General features: G+C 47.1%; 11 protein-coding genes and 1 tRNA gene. 10 read left to right on the top strand and 2 right to left on the bottom strand.

The window, feature by feature from the left end:
* From AC3RCI_RS23330 to AC3RCI_RS23315, 4 genes are read left to right on the top strand one after another with little or no spacing between them, the layout of a single operon-like run.
* Entirely contained in the window at window positions 1-1284 is a 1284-nt protein-coding gene (locus AC3RCI_RS23330; RefSeq protein WP_492526617.1) for an STM4014 family protein, read from the top strand.
* Window positions 1277-2062 carry an STM4013/SEN3800 family hydrolase gene (locus AC3RCI_RS23325; RefSeq protein ID WP_492471943.1) on the top strand — a complete coding sequence of 262 codons (786 nt, stop codon included), beginning with the start codon at window positions 1277-1279 and terminating at the stop codon, window positions 2060-2062. Before AC3RCI_RS23330 ends, AC3RCI_RS23325 begins: the two co-directional genes overlap by 8 nt.
* A gap of 56 nt (window positions 2063-2118) precedes the next feature.
* Window positions 2119-3513 (top strand): STM4012 family radical SAM protein, encoded by a 1395-nt coding sequence (locus tag AC3RCI_RS23320; protein WP_492526615.1) that lies wholly within the window; start codon window positions 2119-2121, stop codon window positions 3511-3513.
* Window positions 3510-4379 (top strand): STM4011 family radical SAM protein, encoded by an 870-nt coding sequence (locus AC3RCI_RS23315; protein WP_492526613.1) that lies wholly within the window; start codon window positions 3510-3512, stop codon window positions 4377-4379. Before AC3RCI_RS23320 ends, AC3RCI_RS23315 begins: the two co-directional genes overlap by 4 nt.
* Before the next feature lie 143 nt (window positions 4380-4522).
* On the opposite strand, the gene asnB is transcribed toward AC3RCI_RS23315, so the two are convergent.
* The gene (gene asnB / locus AC3RCI_RS23310; protein ID WP_492526611.1) at window positions 4523-6367 is read right to left on the bottom strand and encodes an asparagine synthase (glutamine-hydrolyzing); all 1845 of its coding nucleotides are present in this window, start codon (window positions 6365-6367) and stop codon (window positions 4523-4525) included.
* Window positions 6368-6559: 192 nt separating this feature from the next.
* Here asnB and AC3RCI_RS23305 point away from each other — a divergent pair, with 192 nt between their 5' ends.
* The 3 genes from AC3RCI_RS23305 to AC3RCI_RS23295 all read left to right on the top strand — a co-directional run bounded on the left by AC3RCI_RS23305 (window position 6560) and on the right by AC3RCI_RS23295 (window position 7435).
* Window positions 6560-6859 (top strand): hypothetical protein, encoded by a 300-nt coding sequence (locus AC3RCI_RS23305; RefSeq protein WP_336782779.1) that lies wholly within the window; start codon window positions 6560-6562, stop codon window positions 6857-6859.
* Between the two features lie 20 nt (window positions 6860-6879).
* Window positions 6880-7236, top strand: coding sequence for a hypothetical protein (locus AC3RCI_RS23300; RefSeq protein WP_095361407.1), 357 nt, complete (start codon window positions 6880-6882; stop codon window positions 7234-7236).
* A 70-nt stretch (window positions 7237-7306) separates the two neighbouring features.
* Complete coding sequence (locus AC3RCI_RS23295) at window positions 7307-7435, top strand: hypothetical protein (RefSeq protein ID WP_255248063.1); 129 nt, start codon at window positions 7307-7309, stop codon at window positions 7433-7435.
* 77 nt (window positions 7436-7512) lie between these two features.
* Here the strand turns inward: AC3RCI_RS23295 and AC3RCI_RS23290 are convergent, their stop codons facing one another.
* Window positions 7513-7806: a magnetosome magnetite crystal formation protein family gene (locus AC3RCI_RS23290; RefSeq protein ID WP_336782776.1), complete on the bottom strand. Its 294-nt coding sequence runs from the start codon at window positions 7804-7806 to the stop codon at window positions 7513-7515.
* Between the two features lie 288 nt (window positions 7807-8094).
* On the opposite strand from AC3RCI_RS23290, the gene AC3RCI_RS23285 reads away from it, so the two are divergent.
* From AC3RCI_RS23285 to AC3RCI_RS23275, 3 genes are all read left to right on the top strand, one after another.
* Window positions 8095-8168 (top strand) — tRNA-Arg (locus tag AC3RCI_RS23285).
* Window positions 8169-8406: 238 nt separating this feature from the next.
* A complete protein-coding gene (locus AC3RCI_RS23280) occupies window positions 8407-9180 on the top strand; it encodes a class I SAM-dependent methyltransferase (protein ID WP_492526609.1) in 774 nt (257 codons plus the stop codon).
* A gap of 380 nt (window positions 9181-9560) precedes the next feature.
* A complete protein-coding gene (locus tag AC3RCI_RS23275) occupies window positions 9561-14048 on the top strand; it encodes a S8 family serine peptidase (RefSeq protein ID WP_492526607.1) in 4488 nt (1495 codons plus the stop codon).
* The last annotated feature ends 25 nt before the right edge of the window (window positions 14049-14073 follow it).

Genomic DNA, 14073 nt, shown 5'->3' with positions numbered 1-14073 from the left:
ATGTCAGGGGTTAGAGCGAACCAGACAGATCAGAGACTACAATCCCAAAGTAATGAGATGCACATAGAACGGCCGTTTTGGTTGATCGGAAATCCGGATAATCGCAGAACCAAAGGCCTGCAGCAGGCGAGGCTGCAATGTGGCTTGAGCCCTGCTAAAGTGATCCCCTATGCCGACGTGCTCAAGACCTGGAGAAAGGGTGGATCCTTGGCCGACGTGGCCGATCCAGGTTTACAACGCAAGCTTACAACGGAAGTGGCACCTCTGATTCGAATTGATGCACCGGGAGAGCAATGGGATGTGGAGCGCGAATTGTTATCTCTTGGTGCGAAGGATGGCGAACCCAACGCTGAACCATTCAGCAGGGAGTCGTTTACGGCAGAGGAGGCGCTAGGTTTACAGCAGGATTGGGGCCGCATCTATGCACCTGCCCAGTGGTTTAATGGATGGAAAAGCAGTCTGAAACGGATCGGAAGTGAAGTGGGTGAATTGTGGCCTTCTGCCAGATTTCTGAACGATCCAGAAGACATTGCTACCATGTTTGACAAAAGGAAATGCCAACAGCATTTGTCGGCTCATAGAGTTGATGTTCCTCCCGTTCTCCAGTCTCTTGAGCGAATCCTGGGTTATTCGGAACTGCGCGCGGCCATGCAGGCTTCAGGCATGTACCGGGTATTTGTTAAGCTTGCATATGGCTCGGCGGCATCTGGTGTAGTTGCTTATCAGATAAACCCGCGAACGGGTGCCGAGATTGCTGTTACCACTGTGGGGATGGCAGTAGTTAAGGGCAGGCCGGTTTTCTACAACGAAGGCCGCATGCAGAGGTATACCCGCAGTGAGGAAATTAAGACTCTGCTGGACTGGTTATGTACAGAAGGGGCTCAAATTGAACGGTGGATGACCAAGGCCTCATATGGCTCGCGTGTATTTGATATTCGTCAGCTTGTAGCTGGCGGTCATGCAGGTCATGCCATTGTGAGGTTGAGCCAGACGCCTATAACAAATTTGCATTTACGCAACGAGCGGATGCTGCCCGCGGAAGCAGGACTGGACGGCTACAGGCTGAGTCTGGTCCAAACCGCTGCCCAAACAGCGATGGCTGCATTTCCGAATTCATGGTCTGCAGGCATTGATGTCATGCTCAGCGGCGGGGATAACCCGCGTGCCTATGTTCTGGATGTGAATCCGTTCGGTGATCTGCTGTACCACGTACAGCACAACGGACTTGGAACATATGAGTGGGAGATGGATATTCTGCGAAAGGAGCCTTGCGAACATGCCTGATATGAACACCATTGTTGGCTCCCATGATCTGTTAATGATTACTCTGGATACGTTAAGATATGACGTAGCGAAGCAGGAGGAAGCGAATTGTCCCAATCTGTGCGGATCGGGTCCCTGGGAGAAACGCCATACCCCAGGAAGTTTTACATATGCAGCACATCATGCCTTCTTTGGTGGCTTCATGCCTACGCCCGCCAATACGGACAAGGCCTCGCATGTCCGGCTGTTTCATTCCCGTAATACCGGATTGAAGACTCATCCGCATACGTGGTTGTTTGATACACCGGATATCGTCTCCGGTTTGGCAGAGGAGGGATACCGTACAATTTGTATAGGCGGAGTCATATTTTTTACGAAAAAAAATCCGCTGGCCAAAGTGCTGCCTGGTTACTTTCAGCAGAGTTATTGGCGAATGACCTTTGGGGTTACCAATCCTCGCTCGACAGAGCATCAGGTCCAGCACGCATTGAAGCTGCTTGAACAGATACCACAGGATGAGAAAGTATTTCTATTTTTGAATGTGTCGGCCATTCATGGTCCCAATCGCTATTTTGTGGAAGGGGCAAGGGAGGACTCTGTTGAGACTCAACGGGCTGCCCTTCGGTATGTGGATCAGGCGCTGGGGCCGTTGTTTGATGCCATGCGAGAGCGTTCGCGGCCAACGTTCTGTCTTGCATTTTCGGATCATGGAACAGCTTATGGCGAAGATGGGTATCAGGGACACAGATTGGCGCATGAGGTTGTCTGGAATGTACCTTATCGTGAATTTGTTTTATAGCGTGCATTGCAACCATTTTATTGTAAGTGAAAACAACCGGAGACAGGAGGCAACCGATGGATCATCCGTCTGAGTTTACAACAACAGGTCATTCCGCAGCGTCCGGATCCAATACGACCACAGGTCTTAGGGAAATACTGACTTTACCTTATCGCTCTTATCTATACTCTTATCCGCATAAGACGGCATACCGGGAATTGGACCCCCCGCTGCACTTGGGGCCGCTCTGGGAACGTGAAAATACAGACACGTATTTTTTATATATGCATATTCCGTTCTGCGCTGCCCGCTGCGGATTCTGCAATCTGTTCACTTTGCCTGACCGGCGTGACGATACACATGAACGTTATGTGGATGCACTGGAACGCCAGGCAAAGCAATGGGCTCCCCTGACCTCACGCAGACCGTATTCGAGGTTTGCCATTGGTGGCGGAACGCCAACCTTATTGAATGAGGTTCAGTTAAACCGTTTGTTTGACATTGCGGAAAATGTGATGGGACTTGATCCCGCCCATGCTTCCATCTCAATAGAAACCTCGCCTGACACCGTGACTGAAGGGAAGCTTGCGTTACTGAAGGAACGCAGCGTGGACCGTGTCAGTATGGGGATTCAGAGCTTTATTGAAGCGGAGGCTGCAGCAATTTATCGCCCGCAGAAACCACAGGAAGTAGAGCGCGCACTGGAGAAGCTTACGCGGTACAACTTTCCTTTGCTGAACCTGGATTTGATCTATGGTCTTCCCGGCCAAACGGTGGAGTCATGGCTGTATTCGCTTGAACGTGTCCTGTCTTATGAGCCGGGAGAGATTTTCATTTATCCGCTGTATACCCGCGAGAATACAATCGTGAAGCCAGAGGATATTCAGCGTCAAGGGCCGGATATTCGCATGGAGCTGTACACTGCGGCAAGAGAAACATTAAAAAGCAGGGGATATATTCAGTATTCCATGCGCAGGTTTGCAAAAGAGTCATCCTCACATGCAAACAAAGAGCTGCTGCCGTACAGCTGTCAGGAGGAAGGCATGGTTGGCCTTGGATGCGGTGCCCGTTCCTATACCAGCGAAGTACATTATGCATCAAAATACGGAGTGAGCTATAAGGCTACCCAGAGCATCATCGCCGATTATGTAGCTACCGAGCGATATGATGTTGCTGATTATGGCATTGTGCTGAGCAGGGAAGAGCAGAAACGCAGATTTATTTTAAAAGCACTGCTGCATCGGGAAGGTCTGACTTTGGATGATTATTTCCAGCGGTTCGGAACTGAAGTTATGACGGATTACCCCTGGCTCTCCGAACTGCTGACAGAGGGAATGGCTGTGATTGAGCAGGAGAATGGACAGCAGGTGCTGCGTTTAACCGAAGAAGGTCTGGGATATTCCGATGCTATTGGAGATTGGTTAATATCTGCCGAGATTCGCGAGCAAATGGAAGGGTTTGTGTTCTCATGAGAGCAACCTTGTATTATCGTGGGAAGCTGTCCTCCTGTAATTATGATTGTCCCTATTGTCCGTTTAGCAAAACTGTGGATTCCAAGGAGACGCTGGAAACAGACGAACAACAATTACGTCAGTTCGTGGATTGGGTGAAGGCTCAGGAAGAGGCTGGACACCAATTGTCCATTTTCTTCAATCCATATGGCGAGGCGCTGGTACGGCGTTGGTACAGGGAAGCCATGATTGAGCTGTCACATATGCGTCACGTCCATAAGATTGCTGTGCAGACCAACCTTTCCGCGAAGCTGGATTGGGCCCGTGAATTGAATTCTGGGACAGCTGCGTTCTGGGCAACCTATCATCCTCGTGAGACCAAGGAATCTTCTTTTATTAAACAATGCCTTACTTTGCGTGAAATGGGTCTCGAATTCAGCGTGGGCACGGTGGGACTCCGCAGTGCATTTCCTGCCATTCAGTCCATGAGAGAGGCGCTGCCGGACGATATCTACATGTGGATCAATGCCTTTAAGGATAAGCCTAATTATTACGAGCCGGAAGAGGTTACCTATTTGCGGTCGATCGATCCGCTGTTTGAGGGGAACTTACGGGATTATGATAGTTATGGCAAAGGCTGTGCGGCCGGCTCGGAGGTATTTTATGTGCAGGGTTCGGGACATGTAAAAAGGTGTTATAAGGATCGCCGGATTATTGGCCATTTGTACCGTGACGGGTTGGAAAAGCTGTCTGCGGATCTTCCCTGCAGGATGAAAAAGTGCGGCTGTTATATTGGATACGTTCATATGACGGACTCTCCATTCAGGGAGATTTATGGCCGTGGCTTGCTTGAACGAAACCCGGAATCCGTTGTGATGACTCGATGATCTACTAATAGTAAGCTGGAGATCATGAAGACTTCTGATTAATGCTTATGGCTATACTAAGTCGCGACAATAAATTAGAGGGGTGCCCAGGTGAATGCATAAATGCTGTTCACCTGGCACCCCTCTTTTTAAACTACATTCTGTTAACGAATGGCAACCTTATATGTGCGCAACCAGGAATTAATCTGTGACAAGTAAGCAAACAGCTGTGGACCGGACATCAGCTGCCCAAACCAGGGCAGATTAGACGAAGCATCAGGTGAAGATGCGAGCTTGCGAATCTGGGCCTTGTCAATTAAAGGCAGAATCGGCGAAGATGCATCATCAAGGATATCCAGCACCTGCTGCTTAACGGCCGCCAAATATTCTGGATTATGTGTTTTGGGATAAGGACTCTTTTTACGATATAAAACATCGTCAGGCAATACACCCTCTAACGCTTTTCTCAGGATTCCCTTCTCGCGGCCGCCCGTTATTTTCATTTCCCAGGGAATGTTAAATACATATTGAATCAGGCGATGATCACAGTAAGGAACTCGAACTTCGAGCCCTGCCCCCATACTCATCCGGTCCTTCCGATCAAGCAGGGTAGGCATGAAGCGGGTGATGTTCAAATAGGACATGACACGCATTTGTGCTGCCTTTCCGGTCTCCCCATCCAGCAAAGGAACCTCAGCCACAGCATCCGAATATCGGTCTGCAAGATAGTCCAGTGGTCTGATCCACTCCCGAATGTCTGCAGATAACAAACCTGCCCGCATGTCAGGTGCTACCGACCAAGGGAACGTTCCCGAATTCAGCATCTCGTCCCGATGGAACCAGGGATACCCTCCAAACACCTCATCGGCTGCCTCTCCCGAGATGGCGACGGTTGCCCCTTTCTTGATTTCCTTACAGAACAAATAGAGAGAAGAATCCACATCGGCCATCCCGGGCAAATCCCGAACTAACATGGCCTGATTCAAGGCATGAACCAACTCTCCGTTCTCAATCTCAATCCAGTGATGATCTGTCTTCAGTTCATCCACCATACGCTGGATCCAGGGGCCATCTGCACCAGGCTGGAAGGAGTGCGCCTGAAAATGCTTGGCATTATCCACGTAGTCGACAGAATACGTACTGACTTGACCTTGACCCGTTCGGTTGTAATAGTCTACGGCCAGTGCAGACAGGGCACTGGAATCAAGGCCTCCTGACAGAAGGGAACAGACTGGAACATCGGAAGCGAGCTGACGCTCAAGCGTATCCTGCAGCAGGCGCCGTACCTCGGCGGCAGTCTCATCCAGATCATGCTCGTGAGGCTGGCTTTCCAGCTTCCAATATGCGTAGGTTCGGATTCCATTCCGGTTGAAGATGAGCGCATGTGCTGGTTTGAGTTCATTCAACGAGGAATAGACACCGTGTCCAGGCGTCCTGGCCGGACCTACGATAAATACTTCTGCCAGGCCCTCGGGGCCAACTGCAGCTTCAACATCCGGGTGAAGCAAAAGGGATTTGGGTTCGGAGCCGAATACGAGAGCGTCTTTTGCATTGCTGTAAAACAATGGTTTGACGCCAAGGCGGTCACGTGCCATGAAGACCTGTTCGCGTCCTCCATCCCAGATGGCAAAAGCAAAAATGCCATTAAAACGGTCTACACATGCCGGTCCCCATTCGATATAAGAGGCGAGCAAAACTTCCGTATCACATTGCGTACGGAAATGGTGCCCCCGTTGAAGCAGCTCTTTTTTCAATTCGGGTGCATTGTATAGTTCTCCGTTATACACGACGGTATAGGAGGTGTCTCCCTGTAACGCATGCATGGGCTGAGCCCCGTTCTCCGGGTCCATTACGCTGAGCCGGCGATGTCCAAATGCACAAGGATTGGAGATCCATGTACCTGAAGCGTCGGGCCCCCGGTTCGACAAACTGTCCGTCATTCGGAGCAGCAGTTCCGATTCCTGGGTCAAATCCCGATTCCACTGTATGAAGCCGGTTATACCGCACATGGTTGTTCATCCTTTCTTAGTCGATTCGTTGATCCTGTAGAGTGTTGCATGGCATGTAGCCAGCGAATGTTGTCTTTTTCGTCAGAAGTCGTAACAAATATATGCCGAAAGCAGGCATAAAATGTCTGTCCTCTTCGGAAACTATATCTAGGAACAACGGCCTCAGCATGCCTGTGAAGGAGAGAATGGACTGTGGACAAAACAACCTATTATGTTTCTGTGGGTGGACGTTCCGTTTTGCAGGATCAGCACGCAGCTGCTTATGAATGGGTTATTCAGGCGACACCTCAGGAAGTAGACCATTTAATGGGACTCCTCAACCTGATGCAGGAAAAAGAGGAAGAGGCCTTTCCAGGAATGGTATTCCCGTGGCCGGATACACCTGAAGAATCGGTGAATCGGGCATATGAAGCTGCTATACAGCAGGTTTATCAAGAGATTTATCGTATGGGAACACCGGAGACAAGACGAGAGATCGAACAAAGTACATGAAACGATAAGGAGCGATAACAATGTATGCAATTCAGGATGCCAAGATCCGTAGATTAACCGAGGTGGATGGATTGTCTTGTGCAGAAGTGGAGGTACAACCAGCGAACGCGGGAGATCCTTCTTTATTAGTATATGTAGCAGCAACTCAGCCTGGAAGCACATTGGAAGTGGTAAGGATTGTACGCAACCATTCGGATGCTGTTCTGGATTGGTACAACAACAATATGCACACTGCCTTTGAGGATGCAACGGAGACAGCGTTTCAGAACAGCGAAGGTATAACCGCTGGAGAAGATAAAGCCCGGTTCCAAAGTGAATTGTTTGCGTTTGGGCTGCTCGGTCCAACCCTTCAACGTTACCTAGTTGGTCAGGCGTAATCATCTTCCAGCTTGGATAATGGAGCTAACCCGGAGCATACTACAACCAAGTTCCGGGGAGGTGATAGCAATGGCTTCCAAGTTCAAGAAAAACAAAGGAAACCTTTACGCGCATCATACCGAGTTTGCCGGGGAAGTGCTCGCCGTTAACAGCAAGCGTCCTACGCTTAGAAATCCATGGCGTAAGGGAAACAAGTAACCGGAATGAAGAACCCGCCTTTCCTTTTGGAAACGGCGGGTTTCTGCATGTAATCTGATGGTGAAGACGGTGGGAGGTCAGGCATACTCACGAAGGACTTGAATTCCTTTGACGATATTGTAAATAAAGCTTAATCCATAAATCACAAAGAACAGAATGACATACCCGATGGCACCACCGATGCTATGGGAGGTAACGAAGAAATAAAAGAGGGGGATGGCAGCGAGAAACGGGAAAACGTGTGAAAACAAGGCCCGTTTGGCATGTCCCTCAATATAATTATCCCGCGCAACAATCCAAATGATAATCGGGAACAGAAAAGGAGCGAAGAAAATACTGAAATAGGATAAGGCGGACAAAAGCTGTCTCATAACAATTCTCTCCTTCTTTGAATGAATTCTGGTGTAAAGGTATGTATGCAAAAGATTACCCAGCCACGCTGACAATGAATAGTCTATGTTCCACATGGGGGATATACCCTGCCATCAACAATATTGCCTGCGAATCCAGATCATATTCGATCGGTTGAGCAGCGTATGAAATTATACGTAAATGAATGTAACTGGATGCAACCTATTAATTTTTTTATAAAAGTATTGAAAAATATAGAAAACCGAGTATAATAGAAATCGCGCCAAAAATTTTATTTATACATACTTGTCTCAGTAGCTCAGCAGGATAGAGCAACGGCCTTCTAAGCCGTCGGTCGGGGGTTCGAATCCCTCCTGGGACGTTAAAAAGAAGCTTCCTTCGGGAAGCTTTTTTTACGTTCAGGGGATGAGAACCCCAGTGGTTCGTCGGAGCATAAGCATCGGGAGGATTACTTCGCAGTCTCGACTGCAAGGAGAGTATCCCTCCTGGGCCGGAATCATATAGGTTTTACCTATTAATGAGATAGAAATTATATATTTAAATAATAAGTTCGGGTATGCCACAATAAACTTATCATTATGAAAGCGACGGTGGTGCAGATGAAATCAATTAATCAATGGCAGGCAGAGGAATATGATCACAAATTGGCCTTTGTATCGGGATACGGAAAAAGTTTAATTTCATGGCTTCAACCTCAAAAGGGAGAACGGATTCTCGATTTAGGCTGTGGGACAGGTGATTTGACACACGAAATCGCCATGTCACAAGCAGAGGTGGTTGGCATGGATGCCTCTCCGGAGATGATACAGCGTGCCAGAGAGAAGTTCCCAGAAATCACATTCGTGGAAGGGGACGGACACCGATTCGAGGCGAGCAAATCCTATGATGCAATCTTCTCCAATGCGGCATTACACTGGATGAAGTCTCCTGAACTTGTCGTAGAAAGCATGTGGAATGCACTAAAGCCTGGCGGACGCCTGGTCGTGGAGTTTGGTGGAAAGGGTAACGTTCAGACCATAGTAACTGCACTGGAGGCAGTGCTCGAACAAAAAACAGGAATTCATGCTGCAGATCGCAATCCCTGGTACTTTCCAACAATCGGTGAGTACAGCTCCCTCCTGGAAGAGAAGGGATTCCTGGTTCGGCAGGCCTATCATTACGATCGTCCTACCCAGCTTCAAGATGGGGAGAAGGGTATTGAGGGGTGGTTAGCTCATTTTGGAGGGGACTATTTTGCGGGTCTAAGCAAGGAACAAATGGAGGGAATTTGTCTTGAAACGAGTAAAATAGTAGTACCCAAGCTTTGGAAAGAAGATGCCGTCTATGCGGATTATAAGCGTTTGCGAGTGGAGGCTGTAAAACCTGATAAGTAAAATAAATGTATTATTTTCTATGTTAAATGAAATTTAAAGGGTCATCACTCTTTAAAGTCTTTATCTTGGAGGATCATGATTCTCATGCTTCTATGAGGATTGTGGTCTTTTTTCCTATGAACTCGTTCAAAATTTCAATATCTTCATCGACAAATAAATACATTTTCGTTATTTTCCTCTTACTCAAGAACCATATAAGTAATTTTTATATCATATATGTAATTATTTTGAAGGGAAATGTGATGATTTAGTAGAATAATTTACCATGGGTCAAACTCCTTGTGGAAGGGATGGTGACATTATACAAGTATTGCAGTACTTGTTCGGACAAGACCCCAGGGATTGGTGAGGTATTCATATTAAGAAGGAGGGGCATCGCCTTGAATAAACGATTGATATCCATATTATTAAGTGTCCTTATGATTTTTTCCATCATCATGCCTGCGGCTGGAGCCGCTCCAGCAGAAGTACAGCTTGACAGGAATTTGCCTACCAAGGCTGAAGCCGAGCAGTGGAGAGAGATTCTCGACCAGCGGGAAGAGAAACTTGCTGCAGAGCCTTATTTGGATCAGAGGCTGGAAGGTCTAGGTGGAGAGAAAACAAGAGTCATCGTTGAACTCTCAAACAAACCCGTAGCTGTAGCGCAAGGCGAATCAACCCTCTCAGGAAAGTCATTTACCTCCTCTATGGAAACAAATGCTGTGACGAAGGTCGAACAACAACAACAGTCATTTGTACATAGCCTCACTCAGAATAAAATCAATCACGAAGTATTGGAAAAGTACGCATACGCCCTGAATGGTGTAGCCATTGAAGTGAATGGAAGCCAAATGGGACAGTTGCTTCGCATACCAGGTGTGGTCAGTGTGTATCCTGACCTTGAAATCGCGTTAACGCCAGAGAATGATGAAGTTAATCCCTATATGAAGGATACAGCTCCGTTTATCGGTGCCCCGGAAGTATGGGATTTGGGATACAAAGGAAATGGTATCAAAGTCGGCGTTATTGATACAGGGATCGACTACGAGCACCCTAATCTGACCGAAGGTTATAAGGGGGGATGGGATTTTGTGGATAACGATGAAGATCCTTATGAAGCAACAAGAGAAGAGTGGAAGGTGTCAGGACAGCCCGAGTTTAACGAAAGAGGCAGTTCCTATTATACATCCCACGGTACTCACGTAGCAGGAACGATTGCCGCTCGTGAAGCTGGGGATTATGGAGTTATTGGTATTGCTCCTGAAGCTGAAATCTATGCTTACCGCGTATTAGGGCCTTATGGCAGCGGACAAACAGCTTGGGTATTAGGTGGAATTGATCGCTCGGTGAAAGATGGGATGGACATCATCAACCTCTCACTGGGGAATACAGCAAATGATCCGAGCTACATTACTTCAGTTGCCCTCAATAATGCCATGCTGTCAGGTGTAACTGCAGTGGTAGCAAGTGGTAATGAAGGTCCGAACCGTTATACATTAGGTTCTCCGGGAGCATCGGCTATGGCAATCACGGTCGGTAACTCTACGGGACCTAGCCAGACGATTACAGCCAATACGCATTTTTGGATTGGTGAGGAAGGCGAAGGTACATTGCCTGAAGAGTTGCCTGTACCTGAAGTAGAACAAGCGCCAGAACTGGGAATAGCACCAGGAGCTGAAGCTCCAGAAAATCCAGAGCAAGACATTCCTGCTGGAACACCAGATGAAGAAGAGCCAACCGTTGAAAAGCCTGAATCATCAGGCGAAGATGCGTTACCACAACTAGAGCAAGCAGAGACTACTTTGGAAACAACACAAGATACAACTATTCCTAGTACGGAAGAAGCGGCACCTGCTGAAGAGGAGGAAGCTGTAGCTCCAACGGAAACGGACACCCATCCACTAACCGTTACAGAGTCAGTCTATCGTCTGGACGTGATGGGCTGGAATCTGGCGGAGGATCCAGAAACGGTATTGAATGGACAATACGATTTGGTGTACGCCGGCCTGGGCAAACCAACTGATTTTGAAGGAAAAGATATGAATGGCAAGGTTGCTTTCATCCAGCGCGGTGAGCTGGCATTCGTTGATAAGATTGCCAATGCCAAAGCGGCTGGGGCGATTGCCGTTATTGTTTACAATAATATTCCTGGGCCAATTGGCGTTAGTTTGGGGGATGATTTTGAATTTATCCCTACTCTGAGCATGAGCGAGGAAGATGGAGAAGCGATCAAGACTCAGCTCGATGCTGGTCAAGGCGTTGAAGTCAGCTTCAGTGATTTCGTCAAAGATACGACAGAGGGAGATGAGGTATATTCATCGAGCTCCCGAGGACCGGCCAAGGTAACCCTGGACATTAAACCCGACATCGTTGCACCGGGAACAAGTATCTTGTCTACAATTCCTGCATATGGCAAAGATGAGCCGGAAGCGGAGTACGGGCAAGCCTATGGACGCAAAACGGGTACAAGTATGGCTACTCCGCATGTAGCGGGGCTGATTGCATTGTTGATCGAAAAACACCCGGATTGGACACCTTTCGACATCAAAGTTGCACTTATGAACAATGCCAAGGTACTAAATACAGAGAACTTTGATGTATTCGATCAAGGTGCTGGCCGTATACAGGCAGTAGAGACGATTGATCCTGAGACTTTCGTTAAAGTCATGGATGTCACGAAATATACTGAAAACGGCGAGGCAGTAGAAAAAGAAAATATTACAGGTAGTGTTAATTTCGGCAACTTCCTGAGTACAGACGAAAAAACGGTCAGCAAAACGCTCAAAGTACAGTCACTAAAAGGGGCAGGCGGGGAATATTCTGTATCCGTTAATCCTACTCGCACCATTAATGGTGTCGCGGTTTCCGTTGATAAGACGTCCTTTGAATTGAACGGAGAAGAAGAGGTTAAGGTGACGATTACGGTTCCAAAAGGCGTGACGACTGTTGGAGAAGCCCAAGGGTATCTTCAGTTCAGTCATGGAGCGAAAACGTACAGCTTACCGTACGTGGCTCACTTCAATGTTACAGAGGCTGGCGTTAAATACATTGAAACGAAGTATGGTAATGAGACAAATCCATTCCATTATCCATTGAAGGAAGACGGCACACTGGATACGTTAAATGTAGCGATGGAGTTCCACAATCCCATGAACTTCGCACTTATAGAAATTTTTGATGGTCTGAACCCGGATGGTGGTTTTTATCAGGATGGGTACATTGGAAGTATATTTGGAGATTACTACGACTTCAATGCCAATGCCCGATATAACCTGGCTTGGACCGGAAATTACTTGGATTACGCTACAGAAGAAGCAACGAAAATACCAGATGGTTTGTACACCGTTGATATCACAGCTTTAGGTACAGACGGCAAAAAGTATATTGAAGATACCCCTCCATTCTTGGTGAAAACAGAAGCACCAGTGGTAAAAGTGCCTGAAAAACTAGAAATAAAGCAAACAGGTACGAACTCTCTGTCAGGTACGGTTGAAGACCTGTATTTCACTGTTGCTCCTGCTCTTAAAAGTGGATGGAATTATGATCTTGACGTAACAAAATCCTTGAAGTCCGGCTATATCGTCAAAGACTCTACTGATAAGAAGATCAAAGAGGGGAACTTTGAAGTAGAATCAGACGCTTCATTTACTGTGAGTCTTGAGGGATTGCTTCCAGGAGAATATAGTGTGGAAATCACTATTGAAGATCTTCAAGGATTGGTGGGAACGTCTTCTACCGCTTTAACTGTAAAAAAAGATCCTGATCCACAAGTGCCTAATCCTGGCACACCATCTCCAGGCTCTGGTTCTTCAGGTGGATCAAGCTCAGCACCTTCGCCAACACCAACGCCATCGCCAACTGTAAAGGGTGATGCATCCGTAACCGAGAAGAAAAATACGGACGGAACAATCCAAGCTACAGCTGTACTTTCCGAAACGGCTATCAATACACAATTATCAGGTAATGGAAAAGAAGTGAAACTGGATTTATCCGCTATAGAATTTGAGAAGTATAGTCAAGTGGAACTAACATTAAATAAATCTATAGCTGATAAGATTCAAGCAGCTGGCAAAAGCTTGGTTATTGAAGGCCGAGCGTTTAATGTGTCTATTCCTGCAATTTCACTAACGGACTACATCTCTTCAAGCGGCTTCAGTTTGAAACTGCATGTATTAAAAGAGCAAGCGGACAATCAGAATGAGAAGCGTGTTTCTTCAATCGTGTTCATAGATCAGGAAGAAGACACATTTAAGCACAACATTACGCTTACTTTGAAATATGATGCGAAGTCTGTGAAAGATCCGCGCAAAGTCATTGCTTACCACCAAACAACAGAAAAAGTGTGGCAGCCTGCATCTTTGTCGGATGTGTCTCAACAAGGGCAATTGAAGTTCAATGTTACAGAGCCAGGAGCATATGCTGCGGTGGAAAATGACGTAACCTTCGGGGATATTATTAATCACTGGGCTAAAGATGAAATTGAAGTAATTGCATCTCAACAAATCACTAAAGGTATTAATGCAAATACATTTTCACCTAATAGAACCATTACTCATGCAGAATTTGCAACGCTGCTTGACCGAATCTTTGGAACGGGTATCGAATGGGAAGTACGCAGCAAAGAGGCTGGAGCACGGGAACAATTGACTCGTGAAGAAATGGTTCTAATGATCGCAGATGCTCTGGAACTGGAACAAGGACCGGCATCAGTTGATTTCAAAGACGGAGATCAGATCTCGGATGAAGCGAAATCCGCTGTAGCTTTTGCGGTAGAGAATGGTCTGGTTAAAGGGATGACCGGTAATCAATTTGCTCCCAAAGCCACATCAACCCGCGCACAGGTATCGGTTATTCTGTACCGCCTACTTGAACATCTGGGCAAAATTTAATGAGCATAGGGCATATCGCATAGTT

The organism is Paenibacillus sp. MT124 (assembly GCF_058792755.1).
The sequence above is the reverse complement of the archived record's forward strand: the minus strand, read 5'-3'. Positions and strand labels throughout refer to the sequence as shown.

Bases quoted from the DNA above. Each gene is read 5' to 3' on its own strand.
- AC3RCI_RS23330 (WP_492526617.1), top strand. From the start codon at position 1: ATGTCAGGGGTTAGAGCGAACCAGACAGATCAGAGACTACAATCCCAA.
- AC3RCI_RS23325 (WP_492471943.1), top strand. From the start codon at position 1,277: ATGCCTGATATGAACACCATTGTTGGCTCCCATGATCTGTTAATGATT.
- AC3RCI_RS23320 (WP_492526615.1), top strand. From the start codon at position 2,119: ATGGATCATCCGTCTGAGTTTACAACAACAGGTCATTCCGCAGCGTCC.
- AC3RCI_RS23315 (WP_492526613.1), top strand. From the start codon at position 3,510: ATGAGAGCAACCTTGTATTATCGTGGGAAGCTGTCCTCCTGTAATTAT.
- asnB (WP_492526611.1), bottom strand. From the start codon at position 6,367: ATGTGCGGTATAACCGGCTTCATACAGTGGAATCGGGATTTGACCCAG.
- AC3RCI_RS23300 (WP_095361407.1), top strand. From the start codon at position 6,880: ATGTATGCAATTCAGGATGCCAAGATCCGTAGATTAACCGAGGTGGAT.
- AC3RCI_RS23295 (WP_255248063.1), top strand. From the start codon at position 7,307: ATGGCTTCCAAGTTCAAGAAAAACAAAGGAAACCTTTACGCGCATCAT.
- AC3RCI_RS23290 (WP_336782776.1), bottom strand. From the start codon at position 7,806: ATGAGACAGCTTTTGTCCGCCTTATCCTATTTCAGTATTTTCTTCGCT.
- AC3RCI_RS23280 (WP_492526609.1), top strand. From the start codon at position 8,407: ATGAAATCAATTAATCAATGGCAGGCAGAGGAATATGATCACAAATTG.